The sequence below is a fragment of the Paraburkholderia azotifigens genome (assembly GCF_007995085.1).
GTDB lineage: Bacteria > Pseudomonadota > Gammaproteobacteria > Burkholderiales > Burkholderiaceae > Paraburkholderia > Paraburkholderia azotifigens.
The window spans coordinates 2,238,048-2,256,188 of record NZ_VOQS01000001.1 but is presented as its reverse complement, the minus strand read 5'-3'; the positions used below and the strand labels follow the sequence as shown (position 1 = coordinate 2,256,188).

Here is an 18,141-nt window from a genome sequence, read left to right as displayed (position 1 = left end):
CCTGTTGACGGACGCTTGCGGCCTGGCGCCGGCGCCCGTCGAATGCACGCGTGTCTGTCGTGCTGTTGTCGTGATCAGTATCCGCGTTCGATATCGACGATTCCGCCGATGGACTCGCCGCGCACCAACGCATCGATTTTCCGCGCGATCTGCGCGATGCTCTCTTCGCGCAGCGTCAACGCCGAGATATGCGGCGTGATCGCGATGCGCGGATGTTTCCAGAACGGATGCTCTGCAGGGAGCGGTTCTTCCGCGAAGACATCGAGCGTGGCCGCTGCGATCTGGCCTTGCTCCAGCGCATCGAGCAAGTCCTGTTCGACCAGATGCGCGCCACGCGCGATGTTCACGAGATAGGCGCCACGTGCGAGCTTCCACAGATTGCGCGCGTTCAGCACGCCATTCGTGTCAGGCGTGTGCGGCAGCAGATTGACGAGGACCTTGACGCCATTGAGGAAGGCGTCGAGCTGATCGTCGCCCGCGAACGTGTCGACGCCTTCGATCTCGCGCGGCCTGCGGCTGAAGCCGCGCACGGGAAAACCGAGCGATGCGAGCGAGCTCGCCACGTGCGAACCGAGCACGCCAAGGCCGAGCACGCCGACCGTGAACGTTTCGCGCGCATGCGGTTCGAGCACATGCCAGCGGCGCTCCGCCTTGAGCTGGTCGTATTCGTCGAAGCGGCGCATGTAGCGCAGCACGGCATGCGTGACGTACTCGGACATCTGTTGTGCCATGCCTGTGTCTTCGAGCCGCACGAGCTGCGCGCTACACGGCAGCGTGCCGGGATGATCGCGCTCGAGCTTGAGGATGGCATCGACGCCGGCACCCAGATTGAAGATCGCGCGCAGATCGCTGCGGCCCGCGAGCATGTCGCGTGGCGGCTTCCAGACGATGGCGACATCGGCAGGGGCGTCGTCGCCCGCTTGCCATACGCGCAGATCGGCGCCGGGCAGCGCACGCGACAGGTCGCGCAGCCAGACGTCGGCATCGGATTGCGGTGTGTAGAACAGGACTTTCATGCGTGACCGTTGAGCGTTGCCGTCGAGCCTTGCGACGATTCCGCAAGGGCTGCTTTTATGGACAGGCTTCATTCTACTTTTTCGCTGCCGTTCGCGCCCGTTGCCGCCGACGAGAAGCGCCAAACACGGATACGTGCGGGCATGCGCACGGAGACGGCGATATACAAAGCAGGAAAAATTGGTTCGAGCGGCACGCTGACCACGCGACAATGATTTCCAGGATTCCCGAAGCGAGGAAAGAATCATGTTTTCGTGCACACGATCGATCTGGCCGCCCCGGCTCGTGACCGTGCCGGGCTTGCACGGCAGCGAAGGCGCGCATTGGCAAACGTGGCTCGAACGTCAGTTTCCGCGTTCGCTGCGCGTCGAGCAGGCCGATTGGGACGCACCGGATCTGGCGCAATGGGCGCAGGCCGTGCGTGACCTGCTGGCGCGCGAGCGCGGCCCGTTCGTGCTCGCCGCGCATAGCTTTGGCTGCCTTGCGACTGCGCATGCGTTGCAGCAGGGCGTGCCAGCCGCCGATATTGCCGGCGTGCTATTCGTGGCGCCCGCCAGCCCGAAAAAGTTCGAGTTTGCAGGTGCATTCGATGCCCGCCGCCTTGGCGTGCCTTCCATTCTGATTGGCAGCGAGACCGACCCGTGGATGCCGCTTGCCGGTGCGCGTGAACTGGCAACGCATCTGGGCAGCGCATTCGTCAATCTTGGCGACGCCGGTCATATCAATACGGCAGCGGGATTTGGCCCGTGGCCGCGCGCGAAATACTTCGTCGATACGCTCGCTCATTGCGCTGCGCCGCTGCGCTTTCATGACGAGGCCGAGGAACTTGCCGCGCAGGTATTCAGCTGACGCGAGAGCGAAGCGATGCCGCGGCATCAGATCCAGTGAAAGCCCTTCGCGAGAATGCCTATGATGGCGAAGTTCGCTGCCCACAGCAGGCGAAACTCGATACGCATCGCGGTTTCCAGCGCATTCAGGCGAGCTTCGATCTTCGCTTCAAATTGACGGAACCGCTCGTCGACATAGATCCTCAATTCGCGCACCTCCCGATTGAGGACTTCGAGATTCTGAAGAATGTGTTCGATCGTGGTTTCAGCCCGGGTCATGCGTGCCTCCATGTTGACACTGCCGTGAATCAGTCGAAGCGTGTGAAAGCGACGCTTCGCGAGAGGTTTTTCTAAAGTTTCCATTGACACGATCCTAAGGAAATTCTTTCTTAGGCAGGGTTCTGTTTGATCAGAAACCTGGCAAACGAATGACATGCCAATCACGTTGTCGCACGACGATCCGCAATTCATGAGTAACGTGATGAACTGATCGTACGCGCGGCTGATATGTCGGGAAACCTGGCCGGAAGGTGTAGGAAGTCCTCCCGGTGTTTCGGGGAATCGCCACAAGCGATCCGCTAGAATCGCTGCTCCAGCCGCGTCATGGCGGCCACGTGCTTCATCATTGACAAGCGGGGAAAAGATGGCAGGCAGAGGGGATCAAACGCGCTGGCTCGCGGCAGGCTTCACGGCGTTGACGCTTGCGCTCGGCGCGGTGCAGAACGCGCATGCCGATGCGTCGCTGTTGAACGTGTCGTATGACGTGACACGCGAGCTCTACAAGGACATCAACACGGCGTTCGTCGCGGCGTACAAGCAGAAGAGCGGCAAGACGGTGGCGATCAGGCAGTCGCACGGTGCATCGAGTGCGCAGGCGTTGTCGGTGCTGCAAGGCTTGCAGGCTGACGTCGTGACGATGAACCAGCCGAACGACATCGACTTGCTCGCCGAGCGCGGCCATCTCGTCCCCGAGAACTGGCGTGCGCGCTTGCCGAACAACAGCGCGCCGTACACGACGACAATGGTGTTCCTCGTGCGCAAGGGCAATCCGAAGCACATCAAGGACTGGGACGATCTCGCGAAACCGGGCGTGCAGGTTGTGATTCCGAATCCGAAGACGGCGGGCAACGGTCGCTACACGTACCTTGCCGCATGGGGCTACAAGAAGCAGAACGGCGCGACGGACGCGCAGGCGCTCGAGTTCGAGAAGTCGATTTTCCGCAACGTACCCGTGCTCGACACGGGCGGCCGTGGCGCGACGACGACCTTCACGCAGCGCGGCATCGGCGACGTGCTGGTGACGTTTGAAAACGAGGTGTCGCTGATCGACACGGGTGGGGGGGCGGGCAGCTTTGAGGCCGTGTATCCGTCGATGAGCATTCTCGCCGAGCCGCCTGTCACGATCGTCGACAAGGTGGTCGACAAGCGCGGCTCGCGCAAGGAAGCGCAGGCGTATCTCGACTATCTGTACACGGCGCCCGCGCAGGAGATCATTGCGCAGCATCACTTGCGTCCGCGCGATCCCGCCGTGCTCGCAAAACATGCGAGCGAGTTCAAGCCGTTGAAGACGTTCACGGTCGAACAGGCGTTCGGCAGCTGGCAGAAGGCGCAGCAAACCCACTTCGCCGATGGCGGCACGTTCGATCAGATTATCGTCGACCGGAAGTAAAGAGGTGCAACGGCACTGAGTCTGTTTGCTGCGCTGGCATTCGGGTTTTGCGTCTGCGCTGGCATCTGCGTTTTGCGTCTACGCTGGCATCCGCGTATTCGTATCTGTGCTTCATGCGTTGCCCCTGTGCGGGGCGGCACCTACTTTTCTTTGCAGCGGCAAAGAAAAGTAGGCAAAAGAAAGCCGCTCACCCCGCCAGTTCTGGTTATTGCCTGCGGGCCCCCAGCGGGTCCCGCACTCCACACGGCATCGCACTGTCCTACGCGCGTTGCCAGCGCCTTGAACAGGCGCATCACCCTCTCCAATCTCTCGTAGCACAGCCAGCGGCAGCGAACCGTCTGCGCCGCCCAGGTGGCAAACTGTGTGTAGCTCGTTGCACCTTACGCCTTTGCGCTTCTACGACACCGATCCCGCTTTTCAGTCCGGAGTGGTGCACTTGCGTCGCGATGGCCTACACACCGTTTGCCACCTGGGCGGCCGTGGACTTCCTGGTAACGCGGTTCGTAACTCAGGAGTGTGAAGTGGGGGATGCGAATCCATGAGCGCGGGCAACGGGCATTGAGTAGCTCGATGCCGCGTGAAGTGCGGGACCCGCAGGGGGCCCGCAGGCAGGAAGAAGAATTGGCGGTGTGAGCGGCTTTCTTTTGCCTACTTTTCTTTGCCGCTGCAAAGAAAAGTAGGTGCCGCCCCGCACAGGGGCAACGCGTGCAGCACCGACACGAAAACGCGGATGCAAGCGAAAAGGCTCAGTGCCCATCACACCCATGCGAACAACGATCGCCCTCAGCAGGCACCATCTGCTGCGCGGCTTCAGCGCGAATCCCAAGCCGCTCGAGCAACTTCCGATCCGCCTCAGCCTGCGGATTGCTCGTAGTCAGCAACTGATCGCCGTAAAAAATCGAATTGGCGCCCGCGAGGAAACACATCGCCTGCAGTGCCTCATCCATCTGCTCGCGGCCAGCGGAAAGCCGAACCATCGCGCGCGGCATCGTGATGCGTGCAACAGCGATCGTGCGCACGAATTCAAATGGATCGAGCGATTCGGTGCCCGTGAGCGGCGTACCTTCAACCTGCACGAGATTGTTGATAGGCACCGACTCGGGATACGGCTCCATGTTAGCGAGCTGCGCAACGAGACCCGCGCGCTCACGACGCGACTCGCCCATCCCGACGATCCCGCCGCAACACACGTTGATCCCGGCGTCGCGCACATGCTCGAGCGTATCGAGACGGTCCTGATAAGTGCGCGTCGAAATGATCTGGCCGTAGAACTCGGGCGACGTATCGAGATTGTGGTTGTAGTAATCGAGCCCGGCTTCGCGCAGACCTTGTGCCTGATGCGCTTCGAGCATGCCGAGCGTCACGCAGGTTTCGAGGCCCATCGATTTCACGCCGCGAATCATGTCCTTGATCGGTTCGAGGTGGCGATCCTTCGGATTGCGCCACGCGGCGCCCATGCAGAAACGCGTCGCGCCGTTTTCCTTCGCGACGCGCGCGGCGGCCAGCACCTCGTCGACTTCCATCAGCTTTTCAGCCTTCAGCCCGGTTTCGTGATGCACCGATTGCGGACAGTACGCGCAATCTTCCTCGCAGCCACCCGTCTTGATTGACAGCAGCGTGGACAGTTGCACGGTGTTCGCGTCGAAATGTTCGCGATGCACCTGTTGTGCGCGGAACAGCAGGTCGTTGAACGGCAGTTCGTATAGCGCGACGACATCGGCGACTTTCCAGCGCGACGCGGCGTCATCGGCGGCGGCTGCAGCGGCCTGCGACGGCGTGACAGGCAAAGGTGCGGTCTGGATCTGGCTCATGGGGTGGTCCTTGATGATTTGATTTGTCGAAGCTTTCAGCGCTGCGCGGCTCGCAGCGTCTGCAACAGCCGGTTGGTGTCGAGATGCGTCGCGGCGACATCGGGCGATGCGGGGCTCAGATGCGGTACGACGCCGAGCAACGGCGCGTCGTACTGTCGATCGAGCCTGGTGCGCAGCGTATCGATGTTCTCGTCTGGAAACAGCATGGCGGGATCGACGCGGTTCGCGACCCAGCCCGCGATGCGCAGGCCGCGCGCGACGATCGCCTCCGCCGTCAGCAGCGCGTGGCTGATGCAGCCGAGCCGCATACCGACGACGAGCACCACGGGCAGATTCAGCGCGAACGCGAGATCGGCGGTGTCGTGCGCGTCGGTGAGCGGCACGCGAAAGCCGCCGACGCCTTCCACGACGACCACATCCGCCATATCCAGCGCCTGCGTATGCGCATCGACGATGCGCGTCATGTCGAGCGTGACGTTTTCGTGCGCGGCGGCGATATGCGGCGCCGCCGGTTCCTTCAACATGAACGGCGTGCGGATATCGGGCGGCAGCAGCACGTTGGCGGCGGCGTCGAGCTGATCGGCGTCTTCGTTATGCAGCACGCCGTCGACGAGCGTCGCGCCTGCCGCGATCGGCTTCATCGCGGTCGCGCGCAAGCCCTCGCGCACGAAACCGCGCAACAGCGCCGCCGACACCAGCGTCTTGCCGATTTCCGTGTCGGTGCCCGTGACGAAGAGAGACAGTGCATGGCTCATGCGCGTGCCTCCGCAGTCTTCAGCAACGCGCTTTCGAGCTGGTCGAGATCGTTGTGCGAGTGTGCCGCCGACAGCGAAATGCGCAGCCGCGACGTGCCCTCGGGCACGGTTGGCGGACGGATCGCGGGCACCCACAGGTTCGCGCGATCGAGCGACGCGGCGATGTCGAGCGTCGCCTCGTTCGCGCCGATGATGAGCGGCTGCACGGCCGTATGCGAATCGACGGGCAGCCACGGCGTCTGCTTGAGCAGGTCGCGCGTGCGCGAGATCAGCGAGTGCAGATGGGCTCGCCGATGTTCGCCTTCGTCGCCGCCGATGATGCGCAGGCTCGCGGAAACGGCGTGCGCCGCCGAAGGCACCGACGCCGTCGTGAAGATATACGGGCGTGCGCGCTGCACGAGCCATTCGATCACCGTCTCGTGCGCGACGACGAACGCGCCCGACACACCCGCCGCCTTGCCGAGGGTGCCGATCGCAATCAGATGCGGCGAGCGCAACGCGGCTTCCGCCACCGCGCCGCGCCCTTGCGGACCGAGCACGCCGAAACCGTGCGCATCGTCGACGACGAGCCACGCGCCATGCTGCTCGGCGAGCGCGAGCAGACGCGTGAGCGGCGCGATGTCGCCGTCCATGCTGAAGACCGTGTCGGTGACGATCAGCTTCACGGCGGCATCGGAGGCTTCGAGCATCGCGCTCAAGGCATCGGCATCGGCATGCGGATAGATCTGAATATCGGCGCGCGACAGACGCGCGCCATCGATCAACGATGCGTGATTCAGCGAATCCGAAAACAGCGTGGTGCCGCGTCCCGCCAGCGCGGTGAGCGTCGCGAGATTCGCCATATAGCCGGTGCTGAAATACAGCGCGCGCGGATTGTCGACGAAACCGCCCGCGAATTCGGCGAGATCGTCTTCGAGTTGCGCATGCGCGCGCGAATGCCCGCCCAGCAGATGCGAGCCGCCGCTGCCCGCGCCGTAGCGGCGCGCGCCTTCCGCGATGGCCGCGACGAGCAGCGGATGCGCGGCGAGCCCGAGATAGTCGTTGCTCGCGAAGCCGATGATGTTGCGGCCGTCGACGGTCATATGTGCGGAGCACGGCGAATCGACAGTGCGGCGGCGACGGCGCAGCCCGCGCGCGTCGATGTCCTTCAAGCCCTGTTCGAGCGTGTCAAGCAGCTGCATCAGCGCGTCTCCGTCAGTGTCGCTTCGAACGTGGCGCGCGTGCGCTCGGCGAGCAGCGCGATTTCTTCATCGTCGAGAATGTACGGCGGCATCAGGTACACCGTGGTGCCGATCGGACGCAGCAGCAGTTCGCGCTGCAACGCGTTTTCGAAGAAGCGGCGCGAGAACGTCTTTGCGGCAACGGCGTCGTCGACGACGGCATCGAACGCGAAGATCGTGCCGCGCTGGCGCAGATTGCGCACGTGCGCATGTTGCGCGAGCGGTTCGAGCGCGGCGCGCATGGCCGCCGATTTCTCTTCGTTCGCGGCGAGCACGTTGTCGCTCGCGAACAGATCGAGCGTCGCGAGCGCGGCGCGGCACGCAAGCGGATTGCCTGTGTACGAATGCGAATGCAGGAAGCCGCGCGTGGTGTCGTCGTCGTAGAAGGCTGCGAAGATTTCGTCGCGCGACAGCACGATCGACAGCGGCAGATAGCCGCCGCTGATCCCTTTCGACAGACACAGAAAGTCCGGCCACACGCCGGCCTGTTCGCTCGCGAAGAAGGTGCCCGTGCGCCCGCAGCCCACGGCGATTTCGTCGGCGATCAGATGCACGCCGTAGCCGTCGCACAGCGCGCGCAAGCCCGCGATATACGAAGGGTCGTGCATCGCCATGCCCGCCGCGCACTGCACGAGCGGCTCGACGATCAGCGCGGCGATGTTGCCGGCGCGCGCTTCGAACAGTGCGCGCACGTCAGCGAGCGCGCGCTGCGCGACGTCGGCAGCCGTTTCGCCTTCGCGTGCAAAGCGCGCGTCGGGCGAGGCGACGACGTGCGCATTGCGGATCAGCGGGTCGTATGCGTCCTTGAAGAGCGCGACGTCGGTGACGCCGAGCGCGCCGATCGTCTCACCGTGATAGCTGTTCGCGACGCAGACAAACTCCCGCTTGTCGTCGTAGCCGTGATTGCGCCACGAGTGGAAGCTCATTTTCAATGCGATCTCGACGGCCGATGCACCATCGGATGCGAAAAACGCGTGACCGAGTGTGTTCTGCGTGAGCGCGCCGAGACGCTCGGCGAGTTCGATTGCGGGCTCGTGCGTGCAGCCGGCGAGCATCGCATGCTCGAGCGTGTCGAGCTGGTCTTTCAGCGCCGCGTTGATGCGCGGGTTCGCGTGGCCGAACAGGTTGACCCACCACGAGCTGATCGCGTCGAGGTAACGATGTCCGGCGCGATCGTAGAGCCATGCGCCTGCGCCCCGCGAAACGGGCACGAGCGGATAGCGCTCGTGATGCTTCATCTGCGTACAGGGATGCCACACAGCGCGCAGGCTGCGGGCGATCCAGTCTTCGGTTGCCTGTGTATCCAAAACTGCTCCGGAACATGAACGGGGCGGGGCGCGGACGTGAGGCGCGTCTTGCCGGTCGGTCATGTAAATGGGTGATGCGAATGCTGCTGGCGAATCGGGACGAAAGACGTCCGCTGAATCCGGCGCCGGAGCGCGTCGTTCGCATCGCCGGTGAGGGCGGATGCGGGCGTTTCCGTGCGGCGGATGCGCTGTCGCGCTCGCGTGCCGCCGAGGCTGGCAGCACGCTTTTTCGCGACAGCGGAAGTGAGATTAGCGCGATATCCGCTGCGATGCACTATCTGAAAACGCCATGCTTTCAATGGCTTGCGTGCGATTTCGCGGGGTTGGCGGCAGCTCGCGGCTGTTCGTTTTCAAACGCCGCAAATGACCGTAGATAACGACGGCAAAGTCATGGGCCCCCTGTGAAAAAAATCTGGCCGTGAGAAGGCGTTTCAGGCGGGCAGGGCGCGCTATGGGCTGCGGCGGCGATGCTGACGCGCAGCTTGCAGATGCGAAGGGCGTGCGTTTGTCCGTCGATCAGGGATGCGTCGGGTTCGGAGATCCTGCCGATGCGAGCAAGGTTTTCACGAGCGCATTGGCTCGAACAGACACGCCAGGTTTGGAATCCTGAGAATTGGTCGGATTCGTCAGTTTCGCCGGGAAGAGATGGGATCGTTTCGCCGGTAGCGCGAACACGCAACGGCGTAGGCAGAAAAGCGAGCGGGGGAACTCAGCAAGCATTGCCCGATGCGCAGAGCACGCAACGGGCGGCGCGCCGATCAGCGGCTAGCCAGCGCGGGCTTGCTGCCGTCCTTCGACGGGGATTCGGCGTCTGCGTCAGCCGTTTGGGTCGAGCCGTCCTTCCAGACGACGCTCTCGTTGACGGCGTACAGGCGGCACGGATCCGAACTCTGTTTCTGACAGTTGGCGATGGCCACCGACATCGGATCGTCGCCGCCTTCAGCCCACGACCACGCGCCCGAATCGGATACCGCGAACGCGCGGCTCGGATACTGATGCAGGAAGTTGCGATAACCGGCGCGACCCGCTTCGTCGACGAAAGGCACGGAGTCTACGGCGTCGATCTTCGCGAAATGCGTGGCCTTCGGCTGCGTCGGCTCGGCGACGCGGTACTGCACGCCCGTCGGCATGCCGATGCGTGCGAGGAAGCCTTCGACGGACGGCCACCACACGCGTACGCCGTCGCGATCGCCGACGAGGCGATGCGCGTCGTTCTTGTACGAGCCGAAATCGACCATCTTCGCGTTCACGCCCTTGCCCTGCGTGTTGCCTGTGTAGGCGGTGTACATCCGCGAAACGAGCGCTGACGGCCAGATCGAATCGTTGTCGCCGTACAGCCACAGCGAAGGCACGTGCGTGCTTTCGCCATACGTGCCAAACGCGTTCGCCAGGTTGCCTTGCCAGTCGGTGCAGGCGTCCTGGCGGAGGCCGCCCGAGAAATTGATCAGCCCGCGCACGCCGGGCGCGGCGTTCGTGCCGTACGCGATGGTCGCGAGGCCGCCGTGCGAGGTGCCTGCCACGACGATATGCTTCGCGTCCACGTAGCTTTGCTTCGACATGTAGTCGACGGTGGTCGCGACGTCGGCGGCCTGGCTCAGGCCGTTGCGCGTCACGTCGCAGCCGTCCTGCACGTACGAGCCGCCGGACTCGGCGAAACCCTGGCGATTCGGTGCGACGACGACATAACCGCGGCGCACGAATTCTCGCGCCAGCGACACGGGATCGCTGCGCGTCTGCATGCGCGGATCGCCGTGAATCTTGCCGTGGTTGAATACGACCATCGGGAACGGACCGGGGCCTTCCGGCTTGTAGACGGTCGTTTCGAGAGTGACATTGCCGTCGGCGTCGACGGGAATACGGATGATCTGTTCGCTCAGCTTGACGACGGGCAGGTAGCCGTCTTCATCGAGGGCGAGCCGCTGCACCTGCGCGCGGGCGAGCGGACCGGCTTCGACGTCCGCGAGCGGATCCGCGTGCGCGGTCGTGACAGCGCTGGCCACGAAGGCAGCCGACATCGCACAAACCGTCAGAACTTTGCTGAACACCATCCGCTACACCTGCTCTCAAAAACGCTGAACCTTCCCTAACGGGATCCGGTGTGGACTGCCGTAGGTCTGATTTGGCTCCGTTTGCACGCCAAAACAAGGTCAAAAAGATCACGCTGCGCTGTTCGCGCACGCAGACAGATCAGGACCGCATTGGGATGAACCGAAGCCGGTCGACGCGACCCCACGCGTCGAAGTGAGCGCCTCGCGATGCCCCGGATCGCGTGCCCGCTGAACAATCAGCGGGCGGTGCGTCTGGGCATCCTGCGGGAGCGGTGGTCCGCTACCTCGCTACGGAGCGCTGCAACATCTGTAGGACTCATACTGGCACGACAATTTATATTTGTGCAATTCAGTACAAACCCCTTGCGGCACTATTTGCACGGTGTTCGGGGCGCGCCCAACGGCTCGGCGCGGCCGGCGCGGCAAAGGCGGAAAGAATTGGATATGAGGGACGTGGCGCCAATCCAACACATTGATTTTTCTACAGAAACGGCCCTTATTTGAATTTTTGGCGGCCGTCGAAGATGTTGCTGCAGTGCAATCGGAAACGTAGTGTCAGCGATCGCTCACATCGCCGTCGACATAGCGCCAGCGCGCGTCGTCGCCTCTGATGAAGCGGCTGGATTCATGCAGCCGATGCGCCCGTCCGCCCACCTTGTAGCGCGCGACGAACTCCACTTCGGCGTGCGTATCGTCGAGCGTCGTGAAGCGTTTGATTTGCAGACCTAGCCAGCGCGGCGCGTCGGGCGCGCTCGCGTCGACGTCGAGATCCGCGGGGCAGGTTTGCGGCGCCCACGTATCGCGCAAATAGTGGGATTCGCCGAGCGCGTACGCGCTATAGCGCGAGCGCATCAGTTCGAGCGCGTTCGGCGCCGCAGCGCCACCGTCGATATATCGCCCGCAGCAATCCGCGAAACGCGGCGGCTTGTCGGTATCGCGCCGATTCGGCGCGGCGCCGCCGCACGGACAGTCGACGGGGCGCGGTTTCGCTGATGCAGTCATGTAAGGTCGAAGAAGGGTTTAACTCAGTCCGCGCGCGATCAGAATCTTCTGGATATCGCTGGTGCCTTCGTAGATCTGGCACACACGAACGTCGCGATAAATGCGTTCGACGGGGAAATCGCTCAGATAACCGTATCCGCCGTGAATCTGCAGCGCGGCCGAACAGATGCGCTCGGCCGATTCGGAGGCGAACAGCTTGGCCATTGCCGCTTCCGTCAGACAAGGCTGGCCCGCGTCCTTCAGCGCAGCCGCGTGCCAGATCAGCTGACGCGCCGCTTCGAGTTGCGTCGCCATGTCGGCGAGCCGGAACTGCACGGCCTGATGCGCAAAAAGCGGTTGCCCGAAGCTCTCGCGCTCCTTCGCGTACGCGAGCGCGGCTTCGAGTGCCGCGCGCGCCATGCCGACGCTCTGCGCGGCAATCCCGATGCGCCCGCCTTCGAGCCCCGACAGCGCGATCCGATAACCTTCGCCTTCCGCGCCGATCAGGTTCGCGGCGGGTACGCGGCAGTTGTCGAACACGATCTGCGCGGTATCGGACGAATGCTGGCCGAGCTTCTCCTCGAGCCGCGCGACGACATAGCCGGGCGCATCCGTCGGCACGATGAACGCGCTGATGCCGCGCTTGCCCGCGCTTTTATCGGTGACGGCCATCACGATGGCAACATTGCCGTTCTTGCCGCTCGTGATGAACTGCTTGACGCCGTTGAGCACGTAGGCGTCGCCATCGCGCGTGGCCGTGGTGCGCAACGCCGACGCGTCCGACCCAGCCTGCGGTTCGGTCAGACAAAACGCGCCGAGCATCTCGCCGCGTGCGAGTGGCGTGAGCCAGTCGCGCTTCTGCTGCTCGTTGCCGTACGTCAGCAGAATGCTGCAGACCGGGCAGTTATTGACCGAAATGGCCGTCGACGTGCCGCCGTCGCCCGCCGCGATTTCTTCGAGTATCACCGCGAGCGCGAGCGCGTCGAGCCCGGCGCCGCCGTATTCTTCGGGAACGAGCACGCCGTACGCGCCGAGTTCGGCAAGCTGGCGATGCACGTCAGCGGGAAACGTGCGCTCGCGGTCCCATTGCGCGGCGTTCGGCGTGATGGCTTCGCGCACGAAAGTGCGCACCGCGTCGCGGATCATCAGGTGGTCCTGATCGAGCAACATGCGGGTGTCTCCTGAATGTCTTTATTCGTCTGACAAAGTTGCCGTCAGTCCTACCAGTCGAGCGCCGTGCCGTCGTACTGGAAGAAACGTCCGTGAAAAAGGTGCGGCGTGCTCGCCGCCTGCGCCAGCACTTCGCGCATGCCGCGCACGCTTTGCGCCGGATCGACGGCAGCCGACGCACCGCCCATCTCGGTGCGCACCCAGCCCGGATGCAGCGACACGCAGGTCGCGCGGCGCGTCTGCACCGACGTCACCTTCAGCACCTCGTTCAGCGCCGCCTTGCTCGCGCGATACAGCCAGCCCGTCGTGCCCGTCGTCTCGCCGATGCTGCCCATGCGGCTCGACAGCACGGCCAGCACGCCCTGCGCGTCTTCGACGAGCGGCAGCAGAACCGGGATCAGCTGCATCGGCCCGCGCACGTTGGTTGCCATCACGAAGTCGAAGTCTTCCGCCGTGATCGCTTCGACGCCCTCAGTTTGCGGACCGTACACGCCCGATACGATCAGGGCTGCGTCGAGCCGCTCGCCGTCGAGTTTCAAGGCGAGCGCGGCGATGTCCTCGGGCACGGTGATGTCGAGCGAAAACGCTTCGGCGCCGAGCGCCACGAGTTCACCGAGCGATTCCGTATCGCGCGCGGTGGCCAGCACACGCCAGCCGTCGTGCCGATACTGTTTCACGAATTCGCGTCCGATGCCGCGCGACGCGCCTGCAATCAACACTGTTTTCATCGGGTGTCCTTTAGCGTTCGCGCGCGCAACATTGCGCGCGCTGTCAGTGAAACGATGCTTAAACCAGTTCGACGCCCATTGCCGTCGCTTCGCCGCCGCCGATGCACAGGCTCGCGACGCCGCGCTTCAGCCCGCGCTTCTTCAGCGCGCCTATCAGCGTGACGAGAATGCGTGCGCCCGATGCGCCGATCGGGTGGCCGAGCGCGCACGCGCCGCCGTTCACGTTGACCTTGTCGTGCGGCAGGTTGTGCTCTTTCATCGCGGCCATCGTGACGACGGCGAATGCCTCGTTGATCTCGTAAAGATCGACGTCTTGCGCTTTCCAGCCGTTCTTTTCGAACAGCTTGCGGATCGCGCCGACGGGCGCCGTCGTGAACTTCGCGGGCTCCTGCGCGAACGTGGTATGGCCGACGACGCGCGCGAGCGGCGTCACGCCGAGCTTCTTCGCCGTCGATTCGCGCATCATCACGAGCGCCGCTGCGCCGTCGCTGATCGACGACGAGTTCGCCGCCGTCACCGTGCCCGTCTTGCTGAACGCGGGCTTGAGCGTCGGAATCTTGTCGAGATTCGCCTTGAACGGCTGCTCGTCGCGCTCGACCGTCACGCTGCCCTTCTTGCCTTCGATCGTCACGGGTGCGATTTCCCACGCAAACGAACCGTCTTCGTTTGCGCGTTTCGCGCGCACCAGTGATTCGACGGCGAACTTGTCCTGCGCTTCACGGGTGAAGTCGAACGAGCCTGCACACTCTTCGGCGAAGGTGCCCATCAGGCGGCCCTTCTCGTACGCGTCTTCGAGACCGTCGAGGAACATGTGATCCATCACCTGGCCGTGGCCCATGCGCATGCCGCCGCGCGCCTTCGGCAGCAGATAGGGCGCGTTCGTCATGCTTTCCATCCCGCCCGCGACGATCACGTCGGCGGAGCCTGCCGCCAGCATGTCGTGCGCGAACATCGCCGCGCGCATGCCGGAGCCGCACATCTTGTTGACGGTGGTCGCGCCCGTCGACAGCGGCAGGCCTGCGCCGAGCGCCGCCTGGCGCGCGGGCGCCTGGCCCTGGCCCGCGGGCAGCACGCAGCCGATCACGGCTTCATCGACCTGTTCCGGCTTCAGACCCGCGCGCTCGACGGCCGCCCTGATCGCGACCGAGCCGAGTTGCGGCGCCGTCAGCGACGCGAACTCTCCCTGAAACGCGGCCATCGGCGTGCGCGCGACGGAAACGATGACAACGGGATCTTGTGTCTCACTCATGTTTCATCTCCTTGATAACACCGTGAACGACGGCGGCCACGTCGCCGAGCTTTGCGGCGTCGGCGGCGACCACGTCGTTGTCAGCCGAATGCGCGCGGCTCGCCGAAACGGCCGCGACGCAACTCGTGTAGGTTTCTTCGAGCTTCGCGGGATCTTTCACCGTCATGCCGAGATCGCGCACGCGTCCATCGTGCACGCCGTAGACCCAGCCGTGAACAGTGAGATCCTGGCCGCGCGCCCATGCGTCGTTGAGAATCGTCGTGCGGCACACGTTGACCACCTGCTCGATCGTGTTCAGCTCGACGAGGCGGCGATGGCGCGCTTCGCCCATCGGCCATTCTTCGAGCAGCGACGCATGCTTCGAGCGCACGTCCTGCACGTGATGCAGCCAGTTGTCCGCGAGACCGACACGCCGGCCGTGCAGCGCCGCACCGACGCCCGAGCAGCCGTAGTGGCCGACCACCATGATGTGCTTGATCTTCAGCAGATCGACGGCGAACTGGACGACGGACAGACAGTTCAGGTCCGAGTGCACGACGACGTTCGCGATATTGCGGTGAACGAACACTTCGCCGGGAGGCAGACCGATGATTTCATTGGCGGGCACACGTGAATCGGCGCAACCGATCCACAGGTACTCGGGCGCCTGCTGGTGCGCGAGACGCGAGAAGAATTCGGGGTCGTCTTCGAGCTTGTGCGTGACCCACGCGTCGTTGTTCGCGAAGAGCTGGGCGAGCGGATGTTCAGATGCGTTCGTAGTCATGATTCGTTCCGACGTAATCAGGTTGTTCGATGTTGTTCAGTGGTTGTTCAGTGCCGGATGCGGCGCCCGTTCAGGCGGCGCGCTCCGTTGGCGCAGCAGCAGTGTGACCGGCAGCGAAGCGTTCCGGATAGCGGACCGAAAAACGCAGGCTGCGATCGTAGGGATAAAAGTCGGGCAATTCGCCCCGCAGAATGTGGTCTTTGTGTTCTTGCCACAGCGCGGGGTCGAAGAAATCTGCGTGATGCTTGAGGAACGATTCGCGCACGCGCGGATCGCCGAGCAAAAAGGTGTGGTACGTCTCCGGAAAAATATCGTGCGGACCGACCGGGTACCACGGCTCGCCCGACATCTCATCTTCCTCGTTGCGCGGCGGCGGCACCGCGCGCACGTTGCAATCGGTGAGATATTCGATCTCGTCGTAATCGTAGAACACGACGCGCCCGTGCCGCGTGACGCCGAAGTTCTTGTACAGCATGTCGCCGGGAAAGATGTTTGCCTGCATCAGTTCCTTCACCGCATTGCCGTACTCGCGGATGCCATGCTCGACGTCGGCATCCGTGCCGTTCTGCAGGAAGATGTTGAGCGGCACCATGCGCCGCTCGATATACACATGCCGGATGACGAGGTTGTCGCCTTCGTGTTCGAGCATCGAAGGCGCTTCCTTTTCGAGCTCGCGAATGAGTGCATCGTCGAGCCGCGACAGCGGCAACGCGACGCTCGAATATTCGAGCGTATCGGCCATGCGTCCCAGACGGTCGTGGCGCTTGACGAGCTGATACTTGCCGACCACCTGTTCGCGCGTCGTCTCTTTCGGCGGCGGAAATGCGTCCTTGATCAGCTTGAACACGTACGGAAACGACGGCAGTGTGAACACGAGCATCACCATGCCCTTGATGCCGGGCGCGATGATGAACTGATCGCTCGAATGCTTCAGATGCCGCAGCAGATCGCGATAGAAGAGATTCTTCCCCTGCTTCTGCAAGCCCACCGACGTATAGATTTCCGCCTTCGGCTTGCCTTGCAGGATGCCGCCGAGAAACTCGACAAACGCGGACGGCACTTCCATGTCGACGAGGAAGTACGAATGCGCAAAGCTGAAGATGATCAGCAACTGGTCGCGCTTGCAGAGCAGCGCATCGAGCGCGAGCAGGCCAGGCTTCACGTGATGGATCGGCAGCGCGAACGGCACCATCGTGTCGCCGTTGATGATGCGCCCGATGATGTACGCCGCCTTGTTGCGGAAGAACAGCGACGACAGCACGTGAATCTGGAAATTGGGCGCTTCGTTGAACGTGCCGAAGTTGTCGCGTAACGCCTGGATCACGCATTGCACATCACGTGTCAGATTCTGGAACGGCGGGTTCAGCTGGAAGTTCGTGACGATGCGCTCCAGCGTGACAGCTAGGCCGTCCTTGCCGGGGTAATACGCGCGATACGTCGGCTTCGCGGCGGGTTCGTCGTTCTCGATGTACTCGGTCGAAATCGCGGGCCGCACGAAGATGAAATCGTTGTTGAAGTACGAGCGATGCAGGATATGGCAGCACACCGAATTGAAGAAGGTCTCCGCGCATTCGGGCTGCCGGTGCGTCGTCAACAGACCGATGTAGTGCAGCTTGATCTGCTGCCACACGTCGTCGCTGATGTTCTCCGCGTCGTACTCGTCTTCGAGTTTCTCGATGCACTCGCGCACGCGTTCGTCATACGACGTAATGCGGTCGCGTGCCAGTTTTTGCAGCCCGTGCCAGTCGGCGGCCTCGAAGAGATCTTTGGCGCGGATCGCGGCTTCGCGAAAGATGCAGTAATGCCGGTCGAACCCCGCGAGCAGCGTCTCCGCGACGTCGAAGCCGATCTGTGACGACAGCAGTTTGGGAAAGTGATTCATGTCGACCGTGCATTCGCTCAATGTTCGCTCAATGTCGTGAAGACTCCCGCGATTGTATCGCCCGGGTGAGCCTGGAAGACGCTCGCGAGCCTTTTGGGCGCGGCGCCTTCACATCGTCTTTGCTGCGTGTTGCAAGGCGTTCGGTGCATCTTCATGCAATGCCGCGCCAACTGTCCTGTTTGTCCAGCTATCTCCGGATCACGATTTTTCTTTCACCGCGTCTTCGTGCGCGGTTTTTTTCGCGTGACCATAACCGTCGCCGCGCGTGCCGCCTTCGAGCAGCGCGCGCGCCTGCGCTTCGTATTGCGCGAGGTCTTCGAGCGTCGCGTTCAGATCTTCGCGCTGACGTTCGAGCACTTCGCGATGCCGGACCACCGTCGCCAGAAACGCCTGCAACTGCGGCGTGGTATCCGTCGGCGAATCGTAGAGATCGAGCAGATCGCGGATTTCCGACAGCGTGAAACCCAGCCGCTTGCCGCGCAGCGTCAGCCGCAGACGCGTGCGGTCGCGGCCCGAGTACACGCGCCGCAGTCCGCTCGACCCTTCGCGGCTCGGTGAGAGTAAACCCTGGTCTTCGTAAAAGCGGATCGCACGCGGTGTCACGTCGAATTCGCGGGCCAGTTCGGTGATCGTGTATTGGGTGTTCATCGCGGAAGGTTCGCCGTGTCCGGTTTGTCAGACGGCCGGGCACAAAAACGGATTGAACGTTAGAATCGA

The 18,141-nt window shown here is 63.3% G+C and carries 17 protein-coding genes; 3 read left to right on the top strand and 14 right to left on the bottom strand.

All coding sequences use genetic code 11. The annotated features are described in order from the left end of the window. Positions 1-74: 74 nt before the first annotated feature. Positions 75-1,016, bottom strand: coding sequence for a 2-hydroxyacid dehydrogenase (locus FRZ40_RS10060; protein ID WP_147234010.1), 942 nt, complete (start codon positions 1,014-1,016; stop codon positions 75-77). Between the two features lie 244 nt (positions 1,017-1,260). Between FRZ40_RS10060 and FRZ40_RS10055 the strand changes: the two genes are divergently transcribed. After that, on the top strand, positions 1,261-1,863 hold the full coding sequence (locus FRZ40_RS10055) for an RBBP9/YdeN family alpha/beta hydrolase (RefSeq protein WP_147234009.1): 603 nt from the start codon (positions 1,261-1,263) through the stop codon (positions 1,861-1,863). Positions 1,864-1,889: 26 nt separating this feature from the next. On the opposite strand, the gene FRZ40_RS10050 is transcribed toward FRZ40_RS10055, so the two are convergent. Beyond that, positions 1,890-2,120, bottom strand: coding sequence for a hypothetical protein (locus tag FRZ40_RS10050; RefSeq protein WP_231516055.1), 231 nt, complete (start codon positions 2,118-2,120; stop codon positions 1,890-1,892). 364 nt (positions 2,121-2,484) lie between these two features. Between FRZ40_RS10050 and FRZ40_RS10045 the strand changes: the two genes are divergently transcribed. Further along, a complete protein-coding gene (locus FRZ40_RS10045) occupies positions 2,485-3,510 on the top strand; it encodes a sulfate ABC transporter substrate-binding protein (protein WP_147234008.1) in 1,026 nt (341 codons plus the stop codon). Between the two features lie 746 nt (positions 3,511-4,256). On the opposite strand, the gene bioB is transcribed toward FRZ40_RS10045, so the two are convergent. The 4 genes from bioB to bioA are packed head-to-tail and all read right to left on the bottom strand — an operon-like array spanning position 4,257 to position 8,603. Further along, positions 4,257-5,321 carry a biotin synthase BioB gene (bioB, locus tag FRZ40_RS10040; RefSeq protein ID WP_147234007.1) on the bottom strand — a complete coding sequence of 355 codons (1,065 nt, stop codon included), beginning with the start codon at positions 5,319-5,321 and terminating at the stop codon, positions 4,257-4,259. Between the two features lie 35 nt (positions 5,322-5,356). Then, on the bottom strand, positions 5,357-6,076 hold the full coding sequence (gene bioD, locus FRZ40_RS10035; protein WP_147234006.1) for a dethiobiotin synthase: 720 nt from the start codon (positions 6,074-6,076) through the stop codon (positions 5,357-5,359). Next, positions 6,073-7,257 carry an 8-amino-7-oxononanoate synthase gene (gene bioF, locus FRZ40_RS10030; RefSeq protein ID WP_147234005.1) on the bottom strand — a complete coding sequence of 395 codons (1,185 nt, stop codon included), beginning with the start codon at positions 7,255-7,257 and terminating at the stop codon, positions 6,073-6,075. The genes bioD and bioF overlap by 4 nt, the downstream gene beginning before the upstream one ends. Further along, positions 7,257-8,603 carry an adenosylmethionine--8-amino-7-oxononanoate transaminase gene (bioA, locus tag FRZ40_RS10025; RefSeq protein WP_147234004.1) on the bottom strand — a complete coding sequence of 449 codons (1,347 nt, stop codon included), beginning with the start codon at positions 8,601-8,603 and terminating at the stop codon, positions 7,257-7,259. Before bioA ends, bioF begins: the two co-directional genes overlap by 1 nt. Before the next feature lie 80 nt (positions 8,604-8,683). Here bioA and FRZ40_RS10020 point away from each other — a divergent pair, with 80 nt between their 5' ends. Then, entirely contained in the window at positions 8,684-8,980 is a 297-nt protein-coding gene (locus FRZ40_RS10020) for a hypothetical protein (RefSeq protein WP_147234003.1), read from the top strand. A 381-nt stretch (positions 8,981-9,361) separates the two neighbouring features. On the opposite strand, the gene FRZ40_RS10015 is transcribed toward FRZ40_RS10020, so the two are convergent. The 8 genes from FRZ40_RS10015 to FRZ40_RS09980 all read right to left on the bottom strand — a co-directional run bounded on the left by FRZ40_RS10015 (position 9,362) and on the right by FRZ40_RS09980 (position 18,072). Further along, positions 9,362-10,651 carry a dienelactone hydrolase family protein gene (locus FRZ40_RS10015; RefSeq protein ID WP_147234002.1) on the bottom strand — a complete coding sequence of 430 codons (1,290 nt, stop codon included), beginning with the start codon at positions 10,649-10,651 and terminating at the stop codon, positions 9,362-9,364. 555 nt (positions 10,652-11,206) lie between these two features. Then, positions 11,207-11,653, bottom strand: coding sequence for a YchJ family protein (locus tag FRZ40_RS10010; protein WP_147234001.1), 447 nt, complete (start codon positions 11,651-11,653; stop codon positions 11,207-11,209). 18 nt (positions 11,654-11,671) lie between these two features. Further along, entirely contained in the window at positions 11,672-12,802 is a 1,131-nt protein-coding gene (locus tag FRZ40_RS10005; RefSeq protein ID WP_028365762.1) for an acyl-CoA dehydrogenase family protein, read from the bottom strand. A 50-nt stretch (positions 12,803-12,852) separates the two neighbouring features. Continuing rightward, positions 12,853-13,530: an SDR family oxidoreductase gene (locus FRZ40_RS10000; RefSeq protein ID WP_028365763.1), complete on the bottom strand. Its 678-nt coding sequence runs from the start codon at positions 13,528-13,530 to the stop codon at positions 12,853-12,855. A gap of 58 nt (positions 13,531-13,588) precedes the next feature. After that, positions 13,589-14,779, bottom strand: coding sequence for an acetyl-CoA C-acetyltransferase (locus FRZ40_RS09995; protein ID WP_147234000.1), 1,191 nt, complete (start codon positions 14,777-14,779; stop codon positions 13,589-13,591). Continuing rightward, positions 14,772-15,542, bottom strand: a complete 771-nt coding sequence (gene can, locus FRZ40_RS09990; RefSeq protein ID WP_028365765.1) for a carbonate dehydratase — start codon at positions 15,540-15,542, stop codon at positions 14,772-14,774. Before can ends, FRZ40_RS09995 begins: the two co-directional genes overlap by 8 nt. Positions 15,543-15,612: 70 nt before the next feature. After that, positions 15,613-17,424: a bifunctional isocitrate dehydrogenase kinase/phosphatase gene (aceK, locus tag FRZ40_RS09985; protein ID WP_028365766.1), complete on the bottom strand. Its 1,812-nt coding sequence runs from the start codon at positions 17,422-17,424 to the stop codon at positions 15,613-15,615. Positions 17,425-17,622: 198 nt separating this feature from the next. Continuing rightward, a complete protein-coding gene (locus tag FRZ40_RS09980) occupies positions 17,623-18,072 on the bottom strand; it encodes a MerR family transcriptional regulator (protein WP_147233999.1) in 450 nt (149 codons plus the stop codon). Between the last annotated feature and the right edge of the window lie 69 nt (positions 18,073-18,141).